Origin of the sequence: Brevundimonas sp. DC300-4 (assembly GCF_049897365.1) — a bacterium.
In the GTDB taxonomy this organism is placed as follows: domain Bacteria; phylum Pseudomonadota; class Alphaproteobacteria; order Caulobacterales; family Caulobacteraceae; genus Brevundimonas.
Window position 1 is genome coordinate 1 of the sequence record NZ_JAFCWC010000007.1, and the last position, 20342, is coordinate 20342.

General features: G+C 61.8%; 15 protein-coding genes and 1 pseudogene. 9 read left to right on the forward strand and 7 right to left on the reverse strand.

Translation table 11 applies throughout. The features are described from left to right. Positions 1–116 precede the first annotated feature (116 nt). Positions 117–473, reverse strand: a complete 357-nt coding sequence (locus ACP7AZ_RS11950) for a DUF3489 domain-containing protein (protein WP_426038876.1) — start codon at positions 471–473, stop codon at positions 117–119. Between the two features lie 342 nt (positions 474–815). On the opposite strand from ACP7AZ_RS11950, the gene ACP7AZ_RS11955 reads away from it, so the two are divergent. Beyond that, on the forward strand, positions 816–1508 hold the full coding sequence (locus tag ACP7AZ_RS11955) for an IS6 family transposase (protein ID WP_426038877.1): 693 nt from the start codon (positions 816–818) through the stop codon (positions 1506–1508). Between the two features lie 605 nt (positions 1509–2113). Continuing rightward, positions 2114–2437 carry a helix-turn-helix domain-containing protein gene (locus ACP7AZ_RS11960; RefSeq protein ID WP_426038986.1) on the forward strand — a complete coding sequence of 108 codons (324 nt, stop codon included), beginning with the start codon at positions 2114–2116 and terminating at the stop codon, positions 2435–2437. 243 nt (positions 2438–2680) lie between these two features. Here the strand turns inward: ACP7AZ_RS11960 and ACP7AZ_RS11965 are convergent, their stop codons facing one another. Next, positions 2681–3067, reverse strand: coding sequence for a response regulator (locus ACP7AZ_RS11965; RefSeq protein WP_426038878.1), 387 nt, complete (start codon positions 3065–3067; stop codon positions 2681–2683). 265 nt (positions 3068–3332) lie between these two features. Between ACP7AZ_RS11965 and ACP7AZ_RS11970 the strand changes: the two genes are divergently transcribed. The 6 genes and pseudogenes from ACP7AZ_RS11970 to ACP7AZ_RS11995 all read left to right on the forward strand — a co-directional run bounded on the left by ACP7AZ_RS11970 (position 3333) and on the right by ACP7AZ_RS11995 (position 11611). Next, entirely contained in the window at positions 3333–5120 is a 1788-nt protein-coding gene (locus ACP7AZ_RS11970) for an ATP-binding protein (RefSeq protein ID WP_426038879.1), read from the forward strand. Between the two features lie 1120 nt (positions 5121–6240). Then, on the forward strand, positions 6241–6654 hold the full coding sequence (locus ACP7AZ_RS11975; protein ID WP_426038880.1) for a hypothetical protein: 414 nt from the start codon (positions 6241–6243) through the stop codon (positions 6652–6654). A 1-nt stretch (position 6655) separates the two neighbouring features. Next, on the forward strand, positions 6656–8245 hold the full coding sequence (locus ACP7AZ_RS11980) for an RAD55 family ATPase (RefSeq protein ID WP_426038881.1): 1590 nt from the start codon (positions 6656–6658) through the stop codon (positions 8243–8245). 130 nt (positions 8246–8375) lie between these two features. Then, a complete protein-coding gene (locus ACP7AZ_RS11985) occupies positions 8376–9932 on the forward strand; it encodes a sensor histidine kinase (protein WP_426038882.1) in 1557 nt (518 codons plus the stop codon). A 152-nt stretch (positions 9933–10084) separates the two neighbouring features. Then, positions 10085–10777: pseudogene (locus ACP7AZ_RS11990) on the forward strand (IS6 family transposase). 126 nt (positions 10778–10903) lie between these two features. Beyond that, positions 10904–11611, forward strand: a complete 708-nt coding sequence (locus ACP7AZ_RS11995) for an IS6 family transposase (RefSeq protein ID WP_426038883.1) — start codon at positions 10904–10906, stop codon at positions 11609–11611. A gap of 73 nt (positions 11612–11684) precedes the next feature. On the opposite strand, the gene ACP7AZ_RS12000 is transcribed toward ACP7AZ_RS11995, so the two are convergent. From ACP7AZ_RS12000 to ACP7AZ_RS12020, 5 genes are all read right to left on the reverse strand, one after another. Further along, positions 11685–12422 carry a L,D-transpeptidase gene (locus ACP7AZ_RS12000; protein WP_426038884.1) on the reverse strand — a complete coding sequence of 246 codons (738 nt, stop codon included), beginning with the start codon at positions 12420–12422 and terminating at the stop codon, positions 11685–11687. A gap of 2 nt (positions 12423–12424) precedes the next feature. Further along, a complete protein-coding gene (locus ACP7AZ_RS12005; protein WP_426038885.1) occupies positions 12425–14860 on the reverse strand; it encodes a filamentous hemagglutinin N-terminal domain-containing protein in 2436 nt (811 codons plus the stop codon). 52 nt (positions 14861–14912) lie between these two features. Continuing rightward, a complete protein-coding gene (locus ACP7AZ_RS12010) occupies positions 14913–16580 on the reverse strand; it encodes a ShlB/FhaC/HecB family hemolysin secretion/activation protein (protein ID WP_426038886.1) in 1668 nt (555 codons plus the stop codon). A gap of 475 nt (positions 16581–17055) precedes the next feature. After that, a complete protein-coding gene (locus tag ACP7AZ_RS12015) occupies positions 17056–17484 on the reverse strand; it encodes a BLUF domain-containing protein (RefSeq protein WP_426038887.1) in 429 nt (142 codons plus the stop codon). A 198-nt stretch (positions 17485–17682) separates the two neighbouring features. Beyond that, a complete protein-coding gene (locus ACP7AZ_RS12020) occupies positions 17683–18030 on the reverse strand; it encodes a hypothetical protein (RefSeq protein ID WP_426038888.1) in 348 nt (115 codons plus the stop codon). Positions 18031–18193: 163 nt separating this feature from the next. Here ACP7AZ_RS12020 and ACP7AZ_RS12025 point away from each other — a divergent pair, with 163 nt between their 5' ends. Beyond that, a complete protein-coding gene (locus tag ACP7AZ_RS12025) occupies positions 18194–20056 on the forward strand; it encodes an ATP-binding protein (RefSeq protein ID WP_426038889.1) in 1863 nt (620 codons plus the stop codon). Positions 20057–20342: the final 286 nt, after the last annotated feature.

Genomic DNA, 20342 nt, shown 5'->3' on the forward strand with positions numbered 1-20342 from the left:
AGCCCATAGGCCATATCCCGCCAGCCGAAGCCGAAGCTGCCTACTATGCCATGCTAGCCGAACAGCCCCTGGCCGCCTAACTTAAGCCAAATGGCCTCCGGCAAACCCGGGGCGGTTCAATAGACCCGGCCGCCCTCGGCAGGCTCAGAGATGATGCTCAGGCCGTGCTTCTTCTTCAGCGCCCCGGCCATGGCGCCGCGCACCGAGTGCGGCTGCCAGGCGGTCGCCGTGCTGATCTGCGCCAAGGTCGCGCCCTCGGGCCGGCGCAGCAGATCGACCACGATCCCGAGTTTGCCGGCAGGCGGCCTGGGCAGGCTGGGCACCGGCGCAGGTTCGGCAGGCTGCGGCGCGTCAGCCTCCAGCGCCTCGATCGGCGGTGCGGAGGGCGCTGTTCGCTTGGTGACGCGCTTCACGCGGGGAGACGGGCTCACGGATTTTGAGGCGCGGGCGGTTTGGGTGGATGCAGTCATCATGGGTCCTCGACAGCGGCGCGGGATGCGCCGGTACCGAGGAGAGCCCGCGTCGCGGGCCATGACACACCAATGCTTCGTTGCCCGCGACAGTCGAGCGGGAATTCCAGGCAGCATCACGTCTGTAATTCAAAATAAGCGACACAATACGTGTTGAGCGACCGCGTATGGGCCTATTTTGATTACTGAGCGATTTGTGTTAAATAGAAGGATCTAAGCTTGCTGAGACCACAACGGCTCGTCGGATGGCGACCCTGGCCCATAGAAGGATTACTGGTGCTGTCAGGCGAACGATAAAAGTTCTCCGGTATTTGTGGCGTAAGCCGCTGGCGGAGATGATGTTTCGTGAAGTCGATTTCGTTCAAGCGCCACCGGTTCCCGGCGGATGTCATCCGCCACGCCGTGTGGCTCTACTTTCGCTTCAGCCTGAGTTTTCGCGACGTCGAGGAGCTGATGGCGCAGCGCGGGATCGACGTCAGCTACGAGACGATCCGGTGCTGGACGATCAAGTTCGGACCGATGATTGCCCGACGTTTGAGGAAGCGACGGTGGCCCCCGACGCCGCGCTGGCATCTCGACGAGATGGTCTGCCGGATCGGCGGAAAGCGGATGTACCTGTGGCGCGCGGTCGATGACGAAGGCGAGGTCCTCGACGTCCTGGTCCAGCGCCGGCGGGATACGGACGCGGCGTTGAGGCTGCTCAGGCGGCTCCTGCACAGCCAGCCGGTCGAGCCGCAGACAATTACGACGGACGGCCTGACCTCATATGGCGCGGCGCTCGAACAACTCGATCTGCGCCACCTGCATCGACCAGGCCGGCTCCGCGAGAACAACCGAGTTGAGAATTCACATCTCCCGATCCGACGGCGGGAGCGACAACAGCAGCGGTTCAAATCCCAAGCCTCGGCTCAGAGATTCCTCACCACTCACGCAGCGATTTACAACACCTTCAACAACCAACGCCATCTGATCAGCAGACCCACACTTCGCCGCTTCCGCGCCGACGCGGCCTCTGCGTGGGCGGCCGCGACTGACTAATTTCAGGTAGGGTAGGGCGGCTTTCGACTTGGCGCGGTTAACTTGTCATCACCTTGAAAACACCCGCCGCACACTCCCGCTTGTAGGCTTGGAGAATTTATCGTGACATTCTGCTACCTGGACCCTCAAGATGTGCCGATGGCCCTTATGGAGCCGTTGACTGCTAAGACTGTCGAAGAGGCTCAGCGTGAGGCAACCCCCCTTTTGAAGCACCATCGAAGCGCGCGGGCGGCGCGCATCTTTTTCGACGCGCAAGAAATAGCGATCCTCGACGCTACCGGAGATCAGCTATGACCGCCGTTGTAGTACACGGCGACGTTTCACCAAATCACCTCCTAGCGGCGGCGGGTTGGGACGAACTCCCGGGTGAGCCCGTCATGCTCCGCGTCGGGGACGTCTTGCAGGTCCAGGGTCACAAGGTGTGGTTCCCGCTCAAGGCCGTCATTCGTATCGAGGTCGGCGCCGCGCGGATTTTCGGCGGTTGGGTGGATCACCGCGGAGCCGTTGGACTGAATGGTGAGACGGAGTCGCGCAGCCGCCATAGGTGGGTCGTCTCATCAGCCGGTTCAGCCTTGGCGGTTCCCACTGCCTTCGTCGAAGCCCGTATGGATCGGGCCCCTCGTTTCAGCCGTGCGACAATTGATTGGCTTCAGTGCACGGGTTGCGAAGCTCGCGAGCTTGCCGCTTCGAATGCATCTGACTCAGCCGCTGAGCGTGTTGCGAAGCTGTTGCTCGCCATGGACGGCCACGGAGTCTCAGGGGAGTTGATTGAAATCAACCAAGGTGAGATCGCACGGTTGGTTTGCGTTCGACGGACGACCGTTTGCGCCATGATGAAGGGTTTCAAGGACTCAGGAGCTATCGGATACGCTCGGGCTAGGGTTCGGGTTTTGGATCGCCAACGCCTTGAAGCTTTAATAAAGCTGTGAAGCCGGGTTCTTAGACGATGACGTGACCCCCTTTTCTCATCCAGCCATGTTGATCGGCGTGCAAGGCGGGGCCCCACCCGGTATGAAATAACATATTGAATGAGCTTAATATATCGGGGCGAGACGGGGTCCCGACAGACGCCAGTCAGCATGCGCGCTAACGTGTTTTTATATAGCGAATTCAACCGCCTAGGCTGCCTCTCGACGGGGTCCGATTTCGGCGCCGATCCACACCTCTGGCGGCTAAATTATAGATACTTCCGTGTTCAGAAGCGTTGCAACCGCGCTGATGATTTGTGCAGCGACGAATGGTTTACTCACGAGAATGCTGTTTGGAACGCCGTTGGCCGCCCACTCATGGGCGCTGTCCCCGGTAACATAAACGACCGGCAAGGTAGGGAACTTCTCGCGGGCGTTTCGAGCCACATCCCAGCCCTTCAGCTCTCCGCCAAGGTTTACATCTGTGATCAGCGCACGGCAGTTTTCGCCGTGCTCTCTAAATAGCGTCACCGCCTCTTCTGCCGACATCGCCGACTTGTGGTCGAACCCACCGTCTTGAAGTGCGTGTTCAATGGTCAGGAGGATCAGAGCCTCATCGTCAACGACGAAGACGCATACGGAGTCCGACATCAAGGTCTCGTTTCATTCATTCGAGAGCCTAACACCGCCCACTTTGCCAGGTTGCGTGCATTTCCCCTAAACCTCCGTGATCTTCGACAATGTCCGCAGCGGGTCGACATCGGTTTTCGGCTTGCGCCCAGAAAGCAGACGCGCTGGACATCGCCTTGGGGTGGGGACCGGACCCGCTGTCGCAATGAAGAGCAGCGACGGAAAGTCGCAGACTTAAACCTGCCTTTAAGAGGACTCATGGGACGCCGTTCGCCGGGAGCGGACCATGTCAGAGAAATCGGCCTTAACGCGCGCGCGGCTGCTGCGCATTCTGGTTTTCGCCGTGATCGCAGTGTCGGCGCTCATGATCAGCGTCGGCGGAATGGTCGCCTATTCCGCTTCCGTCATCGACCAGCAGACCGTCCGCACCCAGTCAGATTTGGTCGACCGCAGGGTCGAACGGCGCCTCAAGCGCCTTCGCGACGATGTTCTGTCGGCAAGTGTCTGGAACGAGGCTTACGCCAAGACCCTGGCCGGCGACCGGGAATGGATGCAGCTCAACTACGGCGACTACTACGCCGACTATATGCAGCACGAGGTAACCGTCGTGTTCGATGGGGCGGGGCGTGCCATCTACGCCTCGCGCGACAGCGAGGAGACATCCCCCGAGACCGAAGCGGAGCTGCTTGAAGTAGCTAGGCCCATCGTCGCCGACCTCCGCCGCAGCGCCGATGCCCAGCCGGCCGGCCCCGTCAAATATGGGTTAGACGCCGTCGTGACCCGAGAAGCCGCCGTGATGGTAGGCGACGAGCCGTATTTCATCACCGTCTCCAGCGTCGTCTCTGAAGATGCCGAGAATGACCGGCCGGGCACGCCAAGCCCTTTCGTCGTGTCAGGGGTTTCGGTTCGATCCTTCGTCGCCTCGCTCGAAACCGATCTGATGCTGACCGCCCCAAGGCTGGCGGGAGCAGATGAAAAGCTGACCGAGGCGTCGGTTCCCTTCATGGACAGTTCAGGGCAGCTGCTGGGCTCGGTTCATTGGACCCCGGATCGGCCGGGGGCCTCACTGCTAGTAGATGCTATTCCGGCGCTGTCGATCATGGTCGCCCTCTCGCTGGCCGCGCTGGCTACAGGCGGCTTCCGTGTCTACCGGCTCATTCGAGATCTGGCTTCCAACGAAGCGGCTCTGAACCGCACTCTGGCGGAGGCGGAATCCGCCAATGCGGCAAAGTCCCAGTTCCTCGCCAATATGAGCCACGAGCTGAGGACACCGTTGAACGGCATCATCGCCATGACTGAACTCTTGCGGGACCGCCAGACGGATTCCCGTGGGCGCGAAATGGCGGCCACGATCATCTCATCGGGTCACACACTCGAACATGTGGTCAACGACATTCTGGATGTCGCCAAGATCGAGGCGGGACTGCTGAAGTTTGAGGCTGCGCCGTTCGAACTGGACGAGTTGCTGAAGGTGGCCGCTCAGCTTCATGGTGCGGCTGCAGCCGCCAAGGGCATCACGCTCGGACTGACGATCCACGACGACGCCTCTGGGGTCTATCTGGGCGATCGGACGCGCGTGTCCCAGGTCATATCCAACCTGATCAGCAATGCGGTGAAGTTCACGGAAACCGGCGGGGTCCAGGTCACCGCCCGGCGGCATAGGGACCGGGGGCTTTGTCTGTCGGTCAGCGATACGGGCGTCGGCTTTGACCGGGCGACTACCGCCCGGCTCTTCCAGAGGTTCGAGCAGGCGGATGCGTCTGTCAGCCGGCGATATGGCGGCACCGGGCTCGGTCTCGCGATCTGCGCATCCTTGACCGAGATTATGGGAGGGCGGGTCGCGGCGAGATCGGTTCCGGGGAAGGGATCGACCTTCTTCGCTTATCTGGCCCTGCCGAGGATCGGCAACGCCGAGGTCATGGTGTCGGAGCCGGCGGCACCCTGTTTTGACGGGGACGGCCGCTCGCTGCGGGTGCTCTACGCGGACGATCATGCCATCAATCGTCAGGTAGTGACGATGATCCTTGAACTGTGGATCGGCGTCGAAATCGGACCCCATCGAGTGGTAGTCTAGGTGTTTGAATTCGCTATATAATGATACGTTCGCGCGCCTGCTGACAGGCGTCTGTCGGGACCCCGTCTCGCCCCGCAATATTAAGCGCATTCCATACGTTAGTTCATATCGGGGGGGGGCTCGCCTTCAACGCCGATCAACACTTGATGCCTCGCGGTGCCCGGGGCGGCCTGGGCCTCTGAAAAGGGGTGCGAGGCGACTTCGGGCTCTTCGTGGACTGTTGATCGGCGTCCAAATCGGACCCCCATCGCTATGCCGTTAACCGACTGACGTGAATGAAGAAAGTTAGGTTCCGACGCGGCTTGGGAACGCCTTCGAAAGGCAAGCCGGCAGCTACCGTGGAAGGAGTTGACGATCGAAAAGTCTCTTGCCTCGGCCCGGCGGATGACGGTTCTGGCAGCGCAAATAAGCCGAGCAATGAGCGTGATCCCCATAGAGGGGGAGCCGCTGGCCATCGCTCGTCCAGCGACAGAGGCCGAGAAGCGAAAGCGACAAAGGGCCACGCCGAAAAGCTGATATTCAGGTCAGATCGCTCACATCCATTAGTCTGAGACTGTGGATCGGCGTCGAAATCGGACTCCATCTAGGGGAAGTGATCCGCCCCCATTCTCTGGAGCACTCGAAGCTGGAGTTTCCCGGCCCGAGTCAGGGTGACAGGCTGGCTGTGTCACCTGGATTCATCAACGTGATCGGCGTCTTGTTGCCTAGGGGGCTTTCGACTTGGCGAAGTTACCCTGACAGTCCCCAGAGCCACACTTCGGCGTTTCCGCGCCGAAGCCGCGACCGTTTGGGCGGCCGCCGTTGACTGAAGCGAGACGGGTAGGGCGCTTTTCGACTTCACCCGGTTAACCTGTCAACGCCACCTTGGCCGCCTGTCCGATTTCCCGGCTCGGCCTCAAAGGTAACGGTGTTCCTTCCACCTTCAAGCTGAAGCCCATGGTCCGCCTCGGGACGGCACCATGATTCGGCATCCACGCTATATCAGTGCAAGGTCAAGACCGAACGGTCCCGAAACGACTGCGCTATGTCAACGAAGTCAGCTGGATGCTCAATGCTGCTACATGATAGGTCACCCGCAAGGCCATCCCGCAAAGAGCGCCGCGTTCGAGCACGTTCCTGAATGAACCGAGCTACGCCGGAGCTGCGTATCTACGCCGAGCGTCTCATCGCCAATGAGATCGGCCGAAACGCGTCTGCCAAATCAAAACCCACGGCAGCCTTTGCTGTCATAAATAAGTTGGGCCCGCATTTTGGCGCACTCATGGGCGCCGCAGGGTTTCGCGCGCTCCTCTCGCGCGCACTCATGCTGGCCGGTGCGGAAGTTGCTTGGCTGGGTGAGCTGCATGTCAGAGCGGACGGATCTTTTGAAGATCTGAATGAATTTGAAGCCCAAGCGAGTCCCGAAGAAATGTCTAACGCCGGGATTGTTCTACTCGCCCGGTTGCTCGGACTTCTGGTGACTTTAATTGGCGACGAATTGACCCTCCAGTTGTTGAGCAACATCAACGACCTGCAATTGGCCCCGGAAGGCTAAAATGGTAAAAAAACCTAGCGCTGCGGCTGCCCGCAAACTGACAAACAATGCCGCAGGGCAACCGGAAAAGGTCACGATCCGCAAACTGCCGACCGGCGTTCGCGGCCTTGACGACATCCTGGGCGGCGGCATCCCGGAATTTTCGTTCAATGTCATCGCCGGCATGCCCGGTTGCGGCAAGACTACGATGGCGCATCAGATCGTTTTCGCGAACGCGACGGCGGAAAAGCCCGCGCTCTTTTTCACCGTCCTCGGTGAGCCCGCCATAAAAATGTTGCGCTACCAGCAACAGTTTTCCTTCTTCGACGCATCCAAGTTGGGCAAAGCCGTCCGCTTTATCAATCTCAGCGACCTGGTGTTGAATCAGGATTTGAACGCGGTCCTTGCTGAAATTATCAAGCATGTCACGGCAATCAATCCGGGCGTCGTGGTGGTGGACTCCTTTCGCACCGTAATGCGCAAACCGCAGGCCGCTGGCGGCGAAATGGAGATGCAATCGTTCATTCAGCAGCTCACCCAGTTTCTGACCAGTTGGGAAGCCACGACATTTCTGGTCGGCGAATTTAGCGAGGGAGAGACCCAAGGCAATCCGCTGTTCACCATCGCTGACGGCCTCTTCTGGCTTTCGCAGAAAGTGGAAAGAAATTCCGTGGTGCGAAAACTGCAAATCCTGAAAGTGCGCGGGTCGGGTTCGGTGCCGGGATTGCACACCGTCCGCATCAACGAAGACGGGTTGCAAGCATTCTCGCGCACGCTGGGGTTCATTTCCAAAGCTGGAAAGCCGGCCAAGCGTCGGCGGCTTTCTATGGGCATTCCTGATTTGGACGAGATGATGGGCGGAGGCGTTCTCGAGGGCGACAGCCTTCTCATTGCCGGGCCATCAGGGACGGGCAAGACGGCGCTGGCCACGCAGTTTATTGCTGCGGGACTGCGCAATGGCGAGCCGGGGATCATGGCGATCTTCGAAGAACGACCGAAGGGCTACACTGATCGCGCTGACAGCTTTGGCTTGAATTTGAAGACGCCGCTGGAGAAGGGACGCCTGGAAATCATCTACCTTCGTCCGCTCGACCTCTCGGTGGATGAAACCATGCAGGAGATTCTCGACGCTGTCGAAAGGGTCGGCGCGAAACGTCTGGTGATCGATTCACTGGTCAGTCTTGAGATGGCGCTGGCTCCCGGTTTCCGCGAGGATTTTCGCGAGTCGCTTTACCGGCTGATCGTGGCTTTGACGGGGGCCGGGGTCACGATTCTCAGCACCGTTGAAGTGGAGGATACGTTCACCGGGTTTTCCTTCAGCCACTACACGATCTCGTTCCTGACCGATGACATCATCAGGATGCGCTATGTGGAAATCGACGGCCAGCTTCGAAAGGTCATGGCCGTGATCAAAATGCGCGGCGGCAATCACAGTAAAGACATCCGCGAATATGTCATTACGGACAAGGGCGTGATGGTCATCCAGCCGCGATCCACGGACTACGACGGACTGACAACCGGAATTCCCACGCGAACCGGCCCGCGCCCGGCGCAAAAGGCAGAACCCCCTCCGGAGCCGAAGGCTAGGTCTAAGGCTAGGGCCGCGAAATAGAAGCTCGGCCGCGCTGACCATCGAAGAGGGAGCGGCCAAGCCTAACCGCCAGCCCGATTCTCCGGGGCGGCCTTATGTTTGTGGTATAGGGTAGGCGACGGACGAGCGTCTCGTCGGGGTTGTGATCTAAGTGACCAGAGCCACGCAGTTGCATAAAAATACGGTCGCGATGAACGAAGCGCTGATCCTCAGTTCGCTGCGCCAGCAAGAACTCGTCCGCGTCGCAGAAGAGTTGAACGCCAAACTGCGGCGCGAAATCACCGTGCGTAAGCTGACGGAGGCAACGCTTTACGAAAGCGAAGCACGCTATCGCGCCCTGTTCGAGATAGGTCCCGTGGCCATCTTTTCTTGCAATGCCTCGGGTGTGATTCTGGATTTCAACCGCCGCTGCGCCGAACTGTGGGGGCGCGCGCCAATGCCGGGGGATAATCACGAGCGGTTTTCTGGCGCGTTCAAGATGTTCTGGCCGGACGGTGGTTACATGCCTCATGACCAGTGTCCCATGGCCGACGTGTTGAGTGGCAAGATACCAGAGGCGCGGGACGTGGAAGTGCACGTCGAGCGGCCCGACGGCACGCGGATTATCGTGCTTAAGAATATCCGTCCGCTAAAGAACCAGCGCGGAAAAATCACCGGGGCAATTAACAGCTTTTTTGACGTCACCGAGCGCCAGGCAGCACAGGAAGCCGTCCGCGCGAGCGAGGCGCGATTCCGGATGCTCTTCGAGTTTATCGACGAGGGCTTCTGCACACTCGAAAAGCTCGATACTCGCGCCGGCGAGCCGAGCGAATTCCGCTACCTCTCCGCCAATGCTGGTTTTGAGAAACAAACTGGTGTCGGCGGCATCGTCGGCAAAACCATTCGAGAAGCGTTTCCTGACGAGCCCCAAGAATGGTTCGACACCTACGACGCGGTCATGGCGACGGGAGAGCCGATCCGTTTCGAGCGCGATCTGGCATCGCAGGGGCGGACGCTGGAGTTGTTCGCCTTTCGCTTCGAGGATGACGCCGTCCTGAAAGTCGGTGTGATCTTCCTCGACGTGAGCCTGCGCAAACATCATGAGGAACGGCAGGAGCTGCTCCTGAAGGAGATGGATCACCGGATCAAGAACCTGTTCGCCATCGTCGGAGGAATGGTGACGTTGAGCGCTAGGTCGGCGACCACGCCCAAGGAGCTGGCCCAGACCATTCAAGGCCGGCTGGGCGCGCTCGCCAGCGCCCACCAAATGATCAGGCCGGGGCCTTCAGCGGCCCCGGCCACCAAGCAGGAAACCACCTTAGGCGATTTGATCCAAAAGGTTCTCTCGCCCTATGCGGAACTGGCGGGATCAGGCGACGTCGCACGCACCGAAATCGGCGGGCCGGAAATTGCGGTCGGCACCGAGGCCGCCACGAACGTCGCGCTCGTGATGCATGAGTTGGCGACGAACGCGGCCAAGTATGGCGCCCTGTCGGTCCCCGGCGGGCGCGTCCGCGTTTCGTGGGTGGTGGCCAAGGGGCGCCTCGCTCTTTCGTGGGAAGAAAAGGACGGGCCCGCGATCACGACCCCACCCGAGCGGGAGGGCTTCGGCAGCGTATTGGCCCGCAGAAGCGTCGAAGGGGGGCTCCGTGGCGACGTGACGTTCCACTGGTATCCCGACGGGTTGGTGGTTCTTGTTTCGGCGGAGACGGAACGCCTGGCCCTCTAAAGAACTTCAGCAAGGCGAAACATTTCCCAACGTCGCGCCTGGCACCGCCCTTGCTAAATCACTTATCAGTCCCCGTCGCCGAGGTGCTGTCAGGCGAACGATAAAAGGTCTCCGGTATTTGTGGCGTAAGCCACTGACAGGAATCATATTTCGTGAAGTCGATTTCGTTCAAGCGCCACCGGTTCCCGGCGGACGTCATCCGCCATGCCGTTTGGCTCTAATTTCGCTTCAGCCTCAGTTTTCGTGACGTCGAGGAACTGATGGCGGCCCGCGGGATCGACGTCAGCTATGAGACGATCCGGTGCTGGACGATCAAGTTCGGACCGCTGATCGCGAGGCGGCTGAAGCGCCGTCGGCCAGCTCCATCGCCTCGCTGGCACCTGGATGAGATGGTCTGCTCGATCGGCGGAAAGCGGATGTATCTGTGGCGAGCGGTCGACGACGAAGGCGAGGTCCTCGACCTCGTGGTGCAGCGCCGGCGGGACACAGAGGCCGCGTTGAAGCTACTCAGGCGGCTGTTGCACAACCAGCCGGTCGAGCCGCAATCGATCACGACGGACGGCCTGGCATCATACGGCGCAGCTCTGGATCAGCTGGACCTGAGGCATCTGCATCGACCGGGCCGGCTTCGGGAGAACAACCGGGCAGAGAACTCCCACTTGCCGATCCGACGACGAGAACGACAGCAAAAGCGGTTCAAATCCCAAGCCTCAGCCCAGAGATTCCTCACCACCCACGCAGCGATCTACAACACCTTCAACGTCCAACGCCATCTGATCAGCAGACCCACACTTCGCCGCTTCCGCGCCGACGCGGCGACCGCGTGGACGGCCGCCGTTGCCTGATCGAGTCCCCGGGTAGGGGCTTCTCAACCGACGGAAGTTTCCCTGACAGCGCCCTTTAACCTCCAGCGGGCTCTGTCAGCCCAAACCGATTGCCCCGCTTTCGTTGGCCATCTAGCCTCCCCGACCATGCCCAAATCGACCAATCCGTTTCGCTATTTCGACAGCTCGCCGGAGGTGATCCGGACGGTGGTGATGATGTACGTGAAGTACCCGCTGTCGCTCCGGAATGTGGAGGACCTGCTGGCCGAGCGTGGCATCGACATCTGCCATGAGACGGTGCGCCTGTGGTGGAACCGGTTCGGCCCGATGTTCGCAGCGGAGATCCGCAGGAAGCGGGTTCAGAAGATGCGCGCGTTCACCCACTGGAGGTGGCATCTCGACGAGGTCTACGTGAAGATCAACGGCGAGATGCATTACCTCTGGCGGGCCGTGGACCAGGAGGGCGAGGTGCTGGAATCCTTTGCCAGCAAGACCAGGGACAAGGCCGCGGCGCTGACGTTCATGAAGAAGATCATGAAGCGGCACGGCCGGGTGAAGGCCATCACGACGGACGGTTTGCGATCCTACAAGGCCGCCATGAAGGCCCTCGGCAACGCCGCCAAACAGGAGATCGGCCGCTGGGCCAACAACAGGGTTGAGAACTCCCATCTGCCATTCCGACGACGAGAACGGGCCATGCTGAGGTTCCGGCAGATGAAGACGCTGCAGAAGTTCAGCTCAGTCCACGCCGCCTTCCACAACCACTTCAATCAGGATCGCCACCTCATCAGCAGAGAGACATACAAAGCCCAACGCTCAGCCGCCCTGGCCGAGTGGAAGATGCTCGCCACATAGGCATCGCGTCATCTGCCCATAATGCGTCACTTGGAGCCAAGTTGGCGTTGGACTGACAGCACCCTCTACGGCGCTATTTCGCGTCCGCCGCCGCCGTCGCCGCCGTGAAGAACACGTGCTCGATCGATCGCGTCTCCGGCAGGATGTAGACGACCCCGACGGTGCCGTCGAAAGCGGGCTGCACGACGTTTTCGAAGAACGTCACCGGCACGTTGATGCAGCCGTATGAGATCCGGTTGTCGAGCGCGGTGGCGCTGGCCAGGCGTTGAAACCGCCGGTCGGACGCCCGGGCCGTGATCACCGGATGCAGCGAAAGCGCGGTGTCATAATCGATCCATAGAATACCCTTGCCGCCTAGATTCTCGCCCATCGACGCGATGAAGCGGCCGGCCGGCGTGATGCGATCCTCGGGGGCGATGCCGGACAGGGGGCTGTCGCCGATTCCGGGGGGCGAGACGTCGCCGGGCGCCAGGCCAAGGAGGACGGGGGCGGTCCCAAGCAGAACCCCTTCACGGTCGAACGCGAGGACCTGCGCATTGACCTTGTCGACGATGATGAAGGGCAGGCCCTGATTGTCGGCCGTCTCCAGGACCCAGGTCTTGACCTGGCCGGCGGCGGACGAAGCGGCGGCAGGCTCGTCCGTGGCATAGGCGCGCTCGGCGGCGAGGCAGGCCGGGGAGAAACCGAGCCCGAGCGCCAGCCCCGCCGCCGCGAAGCCGCGCCTGGTCCACGGAAACCGGGGAGCGGATTCCCGCCAGTGGGGCGTCATGCCGGCGGGGGCCGTCCCAGGCGCGCGCGTCGGAAGCCCCATGATCAATGGCGATCCTGTTTGCGGGGATAGACCGGGACCGGCGGCGCGGGGACCGGGACCGGGGCGACCCGAGGCGGAGTCTCGACCACGACCGGCGGAGACACGGGGGTCGCTTCATAGACCGGCATCCGCACGCCGCGATCGACCACCACCAGCGCCAGATCCGGCGTCGGCGTCACGGTCGGATACGTCACCGTTGGAAATGGCAGCAGGGGTCGGCTGACCACGGGCGGCGGAGGAGGAGGCGGCGGCGGCGGCGGAGGAGGAGGAGGAGGAGGAGGAGGAGGAGGAGGAGGAGGAGGCGGAGGAGGAGGAGGAGGAGGAGGAGGCGGAGGAGGAGGAGGAGGAGGAGGAGGAGGAGGAGGAGGAGGAGGAGGAGGAGGAGGAGGAGGAGGAGGCGGAGGAGGAGGAGGAGGAGGAGGAGGAGGAGGAGGAGGAGGAGGCGTAGGTGTGATCGTCCCGCGCGTCCGGAAGGTGGGCGTCCCGCAACAGAACCCGGCCAGGGCGTACCGGTCCGCGTTGGCGCCCGCGAGGGTGTAGCCGCTGTAGGTGATGCCCACGTCGGCCCCGACCACTGCGGAATCGAACGTCGCGCGGGCGGCCGGGCCGGCGACAAGGGTCACGTTGGCGGGCAAACCCGAAAGGGTCGTGGTCCTGAAGCCCGAGAGCGTCGTCTCCGTCGTCCCGTCAACGACCCGGCTGCCATCGGGGAATAGCAGCATGCGCTGGGTCAGCGTCGCGCCCTCGGTCAGGGTGAAGCGGTTCGAGTAGTCGGTCGGCAGGGCGTAGGAGACGGGATTGTAGTTGATCGTCGCCGCGGCGTTGGTGACGGTGACGCGCGGCGCAAGCGGACTGAAGATGATGGTGCCGCCAGCGACGCCGGGCCCCGTGCCGTTCGCGCCCGAGATCAGGGTCAGCCCGACCGGCAGGCCCAGGCTCTGGGCCGGAATTGTGCTGCCCCGCGTCAGGGTGACGGCCGCGTCAATGTGGACGTCGTGCCCGGCGCACAGGGCGATGTTGCCATCGGTCGTGGTGATGGCGTGAAAGACGTTCACATTCTGCCCGGCGTTGAGCAGGACGCTGCCGTTGGTGGTGGTGATGGCTGCGTTGACGTTCACGTCACGACCGCAACAGGCCACCAGATTGCCGTTGGTGGCCGTGATCGCGGCGTTGATGTTGATGTCGCGGTTGGCGTTCAGCGTCAGCGTCGTCGGGCTGGAGGAAGCGGTCCAGCTGATGGCATCATTGACGTGAATGTCGCCATTGCCCGGGAGATTGGCGCCGGGCCCGGTCATGGTGCTGATCACGACATTGGTGGTCACCAGCTGGGCGGAGAGGGTCGCGCCGGAGATATTGCCGCCCGCTCCGATGGTGAAGTCCGCCGGATCGATCAGCCAAGTCCCGTTGATCCCCCGAGGCGCTTCGGTGGTGACTCGAGCGTCGGGCGTAATGTTCACTGTCCCGGCGGACGTGTCGATGAAGCCGCCGTCGCCCCCGTCGGGGGCGCTGGCGTCGAGGACGCCGCCCACGGTCACAGTGCCGCTCGACATGTCACCCAGAAGGACGATCGTGCCGCTGCGATCGCCGATTGTGCGGGCCTGGATGACGCCGGTGTTGTTGACCACCGTCCTGAGCAGTTCGCCCGCACCCTGGGCGGTCATCACGACCCGTCCGCCGTCGGCCTGCAGCATGCCGCCGTTCTGGACCAGGGCGTTGGCCGCGCCTCTGTCGACGACCACATTCAACAGACCGTCGCCGGCAACGTCGAGGGTTACTGCTTCGCCCGAGACGAGGGCGATGGTGCCGAGGTTGGCCTGGATCAGGCCCTCATTGCTGACGTTGGCCCCCAGCAGGGCGACATAGCCCCCGTCCGCGATGATCGTGCCCTGGTTCACCACGGAGCCGCCGCCGGAGCCCGAGAGCCTGTACTCGCCGGCCATGAAGTCGGCGTCGGTCATGTTCAGGGTGGAGGCCACCAGCCCGCCGACGTTGACCTGGGATCCCTGACCGAACAGGACGCCGTTCGGATTGATCAGAAACACCTGGCCGTTGGATGTCAGGCTGCCGAAGATCGCCGAGGCGTCAGGCCCGAGGACCCGGTTGAGCGCGACGGACCGGCTGTTGGGCTGCACGAAGACGACACTGCCGCCACGGCCTATGGAGAAGCTCTGCCAGTTGATTGCCGTGTTCTGGGTCGTCTGGTTGATGGTGACGCTGTCAGGCCCGGTCGTAATGGTCGCGACACCACCCGTGACCGTTCCGCCGGTAGGAAGGGTCTGGGCCTCGGCCGCCGACCCTAAGGACAGCGACGCCGCCAGTCCAACCGCGGCCAGGCCGGCCAGGGATGTAGATACGGACAGGGCGCGCCTGCGACCGGGCCGCCCGCGCGCCGCCGTTCCGCACGAAGCGCCGGCGCTCAGGTGATGGAGTCTGGTCATCAGAACGTCCTTGTCGGGAGGGGCGTGAAGGGATGTCGGGTCGAGGCGGCCATCAGAACAGCTTGACGATCTGGAACCATGCCCGACCGCCGTCGTCGGGCCCCGATGTGGCGATCTGGTCGCCCAGCCGGTGGGCGTAGGTCACCCTGGTTGTAAGGTCGTCCGGCCCGGACCAGATCAGCCCAGCGCCGCCGCCGCTGCGTCGGGCGTGATTGGGGCCGGCGAACCACGGATCATGGGCGAAGTCGATCTCGCCGGCGTCGACGAAGGCGATGAGCTGGAACCGGCCCGGCAGCGTGGAGGTCCACTGGTCGAGGCTCAGCCGCGCCTCGACGGTGGCGACATAGCCGTCGTCGCCATAGGCCTCGCCTTCGGGATAGGCGCGGACCGCATAGGCGCCCCCCAACTCCATCTTCTCGGAGCTGTCGAGGTTGGCGGTGGCGACCTGTCCGCGCAGCGCGCCATAGATCGACAGGGGGCCGCCGACCATCTGCAGTCGGGAGACGGCGTACTGGAGTTTGCCGAAGCCGCCCTGGGAGTGTGCGCTGATCGCGTCGGCGGCGCGCTCGCGCGGGCTTTCGATGTCGAGCTCGCCGGCCGTCCACGCGACGGACCCGGTATTCCAGCCGCCGCCGCCGACGGGATCGTGGGAATCGCCCCGCAGGCCTGCGGTCAGCGACCGGATGGTCTTGTCCGAGACCTGCGAGACGAGGCCGATTTCATCGGTGAGGAATTTGGCGTCCGCGCTGGCGAAGACCTGGAGGTTGGCGTTGCGCGAGCGGATCAGCGGATAGCTGGCGAAGACGCTGACGATGTCGGCCGTGCCGCCGGCGTCGAGGGCCGAGAACTCACGCCCGAGATCATAGCGCATGTGCGTATAGGCGACCCCGACAGTGGCGGCGCCGATCGGCGCCTGGTAGGCGACCCGGCCGTACGCAAGCCCTTCGGTGGAGACGAGCAGACGCAGGCTGAGCAGATCGCCCAGGCCGGTCGGATTGTTCAGGTTGATGGAGCCGCCGAACCGGTAAGCGCCGGTGTAGTAATTGCCGGCGTTGTCGGCCTCAAGGCTGCCCGAGATGAGCGGGCCGGGGGCAAGATCGACCGTCAGGTCCGAGGCGCCGACCTGGGCGCCCGGAGACAGCGTCGAACGGACGATGACGCCCGGGATATCGGAAAGCAGCAGCAGCCTCCGCTCGAGCGGAGCGATGGCGACCGGATCGGCCGGGTCGAGACCGTCGAGGATGCGGCGGGCCACGCCGTCAGACAGTCGGGTCTGGTTACGCAATTCGATCGCGCCATAACGGCCTTCGATCACGGCGATGGTCACGGTCCCCTCAAGGACGTCCTGCGCCGGCAGATAGGCCTGGGCCAGAAGGTAGCCACGGCTGTTGTAGAAGCGTGTGATCGCCGCCGCGGCGTTGCGCAGCTCGGGCAGGGTCAATTCACTTTCCGGCACGAAGCCGGTGGCCGCGACAAGCTCCGATTCGGAGAACAGGGTCGCACCCGTGATCCGCAGCGCATTGACCCGGATTTGAACCCCATCGGCCGCCGCATCCGACGCGACTTCCGGACGCTCGATGCGAGTATCCGGAGCCATTCGGCCGGGGAGTGCGACGGGCGGAATCTGCTGCAGCTGGGTACCCGCGCCGGGCGGCTGCTGGGCAGCAGCGTTCTGGCTAACGGCCAGCAGCGCAGCCGCTATCAGGCTCGATCTCAACATAGCTACCTCGAAGTGCCGCCGCGGTGTCAGAGCGCAACGGCTCTCACGCAGCGGAGAGCACGCACGTAGGAAAGGCTTGAATGATCGATCTGGTCGGGAAAATTCCCGGAAATTTCGTCCGAATTAGCGAACGGACCTCGAGCTACCACCAATAAAGACCCTGAGACTTCGAATATTAACAAGACGGAAAAATCAACGGTTTATTCGAATTCTCTGTACACAAACTATTCTGCCCTATTTTTGTTCCGTACGGTCTGGAAGATTATTCAGCGGGAGCGTGTTCAGAGCTCTGACGAAGCCTGGCGCAATGTCGCGTTTCCACCCTTAGCCGCAGTTCGAAGCGTCGATTTCGGGCATCGGGCATGGATGTCTGATTTCGGGCCTGATGCCAATGGCGTGGTCCGACCCATAGGCGACCGTGGGGACGCCTACAAATCGACCTTTGCGGCGGCCAACGAAGCAAAAATCGCGAAGGTTAGTGAGCCATCCCGACGACATACCGGCGTTCAACTTTGCTCATCAGGTCCAATAGGACGCTTGTCACCTGTGCCCCACTTCCGTTCTCGGTGACGATCCGGAAGGACTGCTGGCTCAGTGGCGTAGGATCAGGCCGAGCCATGTCCCATCCCCTGAAGAGCCGGGCCTGAACCTCCCATTCGCCGAGAACGGTAACGTCCTCGTGCCGGTTGTCGGCCCGGATGCGCTTCATGAGCAGGCCTACCTTGCTCTTTTCGCCTTCAATGGATTGAACGAATTTTCCATCAGGCAACGCGAGAGCGCCCGTGATGCCATCTAGATTATTGTTTCGGCGCGATACTTTAAATATTGCGTCAAGCTCAGCCACGTCATCATGAGCAATGCAGGATTTGCTTCTGTAAACCAGTCGGATCAGATTCTTTTCCATAGATTGTTAGTGCCTTGGGGCTGAAAGCCCTCACCACGGCAACGCTTCACCGTGTCGAATGATCCCGGTTACACGGGGAACATCCGAACATGGTCCGCGCGGAAGTGATAAATGGGGTCCGCTAACCGTCCAGCGCCAACTTTTAGGGAACGACCGCGATGCGGGCCGGTTCATCTTCCTCGAAGCGGCAGGCAAGCCTCAGCCGGCAGGTACCAACCCAAGGTCTTCATCGAACACTTCAAGTTTGTCTGGTCGCGGCAAAGATGTCGGTCCTTCGAGACGCGCCAGAAGATAGGCCACTGCGAGCACCATCTCGTAGGCGTCATAGGGCTTGGGCATGGATGCGATCGCGACGGTCGCTGCCGTCCGCGCCCGGCTGATCTGACCGCTGATGAAGACCACGGGGATATCCAGCGCCTTCAGTTGCACGGCCAGCTCGATGCCGTCGTCGCGACCGGCGAGGCGGATATTGACCAGAGCTAGTTCCGGCTTGCAGGCCCTTGCGACCTCAAGGGCCTCGGCGTGTCGCGTCGTGAGGTCAAGCACAGGACCAGTTTCATAAAGCGATCATCGGCTACGCAAGCAATGTCCGCAACGGGTCGGACCACGACACTGGCATCAGGCCTGAAACCGGACACTCACCGCCATGTCGCGGAAGCAGACCTTCCTGAATGCGGCTAGGGTTAAAAGCGGACGCTTGAAACCTCAGATGAACGCTCTCTGGCGTGTTGAGATTGTTCCCTCGTCCAATAAGCCTTCTCCACTTTCATGGCTTTTTCATTCGCTTGCGCCAACATCGCCCGTTCGTCTTCGGGGGATGGATGTGACGCGAAGCTTTTGGGGACTTGACCGATCGTTCGACGATACGGCGGACGCCACGCGTGTCCAATTCCGTGATCGTCTGTTTGCGGCCATAGCGGTCTTCCTGCTTTCGATGCAGCAAATGTCAGCTCCACAGTTGGCGCTCTGGATGTGTCTTTTCGCCCTCGGCGAAATCCTCCTGCGCGTTGCGACGGCCAAGAAAATGCGTCGGCTCTACCCGGTCGCCAGCCGAACTCTGCGACTGGTCAGTTCAACAATCGCTGCCAGTTCCTGGGCGGCCCTCGCATCGTTTTGGTGGTTGTCGGAAGGTGGGCATGGTGGGGCCGTCGCGCTTGCGCTGCTTTGCGGCGTTTTGGTTTACATCGTCCGCGGCTGCCATCGCTCCCTTGCGCATATGATCGCGGTTGCGGCTCCTGTGGTCGCCACCTTGCTTGTGGTCCCGTTCCTCGCTCCCGTTACGAGCGCAAGATTGGAGACGCTGACCGCGATGGTTCTTCTGATCCTGTTCACTGCGTCATCGGCTGTCGGTTCGTGGAAGGCGGAACGCCAACTTAATGAGCTGACCGACGGCCTTCGGGAAAAGGAGCAGGAAGCTTCCGCCGCCAATACGGCCAAGTCAGAGTTCCTGGCCAACATGAGCCATGAAATTCGCACGCCCCTAAACGGGATCGTCGCCATGGCTCATATGCTGAAAAGGGCCGATCTGTCGGAGGAGAACAAGGAAGCGGCTAACCTGATCGCCACCTCGGGCGATACCCTCGAAGCCTTGCTCTCGGACATCTTGGACACAGCCAAGATTGAGGCAGGGCGTCTAACCCTGGAGGAGACCCCCTTCCATTCGGGCGATCTCGTGCGGAGCGTGGCGGCGCTGCTACGCCTAAAGGCTGACGAAAAGGGCGTCCGGTTGCAGGTTGAAGTCGACCAGAGTCAGGATCGGATCCTAATGGGTGATCCAACCCGTCTCCGCCAAATCGTGACCAACCTCGTTTCAAACGCAGTGAAGTTCACCGACTTCGGTCAGGTGACTATCCGTCTCAACGCGGGCGTAGAAACCCGTCAGCGGATTTGGGTGACAGACACAGGCGTGGGTTTTGACCCGGCCTCCAAACATGCCCTGTTCGAGCGTTTCCAGCAGGCTGATGGATCGATCACGCGGAACTTTGGGGGCACCGGGCTGGGTCTCTCCATATCTAAAAGTCTCGCTGAAGCGATGGGGGGTACGCTCGATTGCGACAGTGCGCCGGGCGAAGGATCGACCTTCTGGTTGGACCTGAATCTCCCAGACTGCTTGATGGGGGAGAGCGATCAAACCCCTAGCGCCCCGGCCTGGCAGGAAGAAACGCCGCTGTCCGTCCTCGTCGCGGATGACCACCCCACCAATCGACGGGTGGTAGAATTGATTCTCAGCTCAGTTGGCATAAACGTCACCTGTGTCGAAGATGGGCTACAGGCGGTCCTCGCGGCGCAAACACAGCTCTTCGACGCAATTCTGATGGACATGCAGATGCCTGTTATGGACGGCTTGACTGCCGTTAAGGAAATCCGCGCTCAGCAAGCTGCTGCCGACAAGCGCATCCCCATATTGATGCTGACCGCGAACGCCTTGCCTGAGCATATCGCCGCCGGAAGAGAGGCAGGCGCGGATGGTCACATCACCAAGCCGTTCAACCCCGAACAGCTGCTTAAACGCATCCATGCCATAGCTGCTGAAGCAGATAAGGGCGGCGCGCGATTGGCGGACGCGGCGTAACTCACAAGTCGGAACAGGGCGGTAAGCGCCCCGCGCTGCCTGGTCCGGGCGTTGGCGCTGCCCGAGGACGACCTGAACTGGCTGAGCGGTATCCTATGGTTCCTACATTGCGCATTAGTCGAAGAGATCAGGCGCGTGGCGCGTAGTTTCCGATAATTACGTGACACTCGGCTGCAGGGGGAGCGCTTCTGAACGAGGATTTTATGCGATCAGCGCCGATGTGACCGTCCGCTTTGGGTCGGGATGAGCCATTGGCACGGCACCCAGAACCGGACGTTCGGCCCAG

Excerpts from the sequence above, each read along its gene's own strand:
- ACP7AZ_RS11950 (WP_426038876.1), bottom strand. The coding sequence starts at position 473 with ATGATGACTGCATCCACCCAAACCGCCCGCGCCTCAAAATCCGTGAGC.
- ACP7AZ_RS11960 (WP_426038986.1), top strand. The coding sequence starts at position 2,114 with ATGGATCGGGCCCCTCGTTTCAGCCGTGCGACAATTGATTGGCTTCAG.
- ACP7AZ_RS11965 (WP_426038878.1), bottom strand. The coding sequence starts at position 3,067 with ATGTCGGACTCCGTATGCGTCTTCGTCGTTGACGATGAGGCTCTGATC.
- ACP7AZ_RS11970 (WP_426038879.1), top strand. The coding sequence starts at position 3,333 with ATGTCAGAGAAATCGGCCTTAACGCGCGCGCGGCTGCTGCGCATTCTG.
- ACP7AZ_RS11975 (WP_426038880.1), top strand. The coding sequence starts at position 6,241 with ATGAACCGAGCTACGCCGGAGCTGCGTATCTACGCCGAGCGTCTCATC.
- ACP7AZ_RS11980 (WP_426038881.1), top strand. The coding sequence starts at position 6,656 with ATGGTAAAAAAACCTAGCGCTGCGGCTGCCCGCAAACTGACAAACAAT.
- ACP7AZ_RS11995 (WP_426038883.1), top strand. The coding sequence starts at position 10,904 with ATGCCCAAATCGACCAATCCGTTTCGCTATTTCGACAGCTCGCCGGAG.
- ACP7AZ_RS12000 (WP_426038884.1), bottom strand. The coding sequence starts at position 12,422 with ATGGGGCTTCCGACGCGCGCGCCTGGGACGGCCCCCGCCGGCATGACG.
- ACP7AZ_RS12005 (WP_426038885.1), bottom strand. The coding sequence starts at position 14,860 with ATGACCAGACTCCATCACCTGAGCGCCGGCGCTTCGTGCGGAACGGCG.
- ACP7AZ_RS12010 (WP_426038886.1), bottom strand. The coding sequence starts at position 16,580 with ATGTTGAGATCGAGCCTGATAGCGGCTGCGCTGCTGGCCGTTAGCCAG.
- ACP7AZ_RS12015 (WP_426038887.1), bottom strand. The coding sequence starts at position 17,484 with ATGGAAAAGAATCTGATCCGACTGGTTTACAGAAGCAAATCCTGCATT.
- ACP7AZ_RS12025 (WP_426038889.1), top strand. The coding sequence starts at position 18,194 with ATGAACGCTCTCTGGCGTGTTGAGATTGTTCCCTCGTCCAATAAGCCT.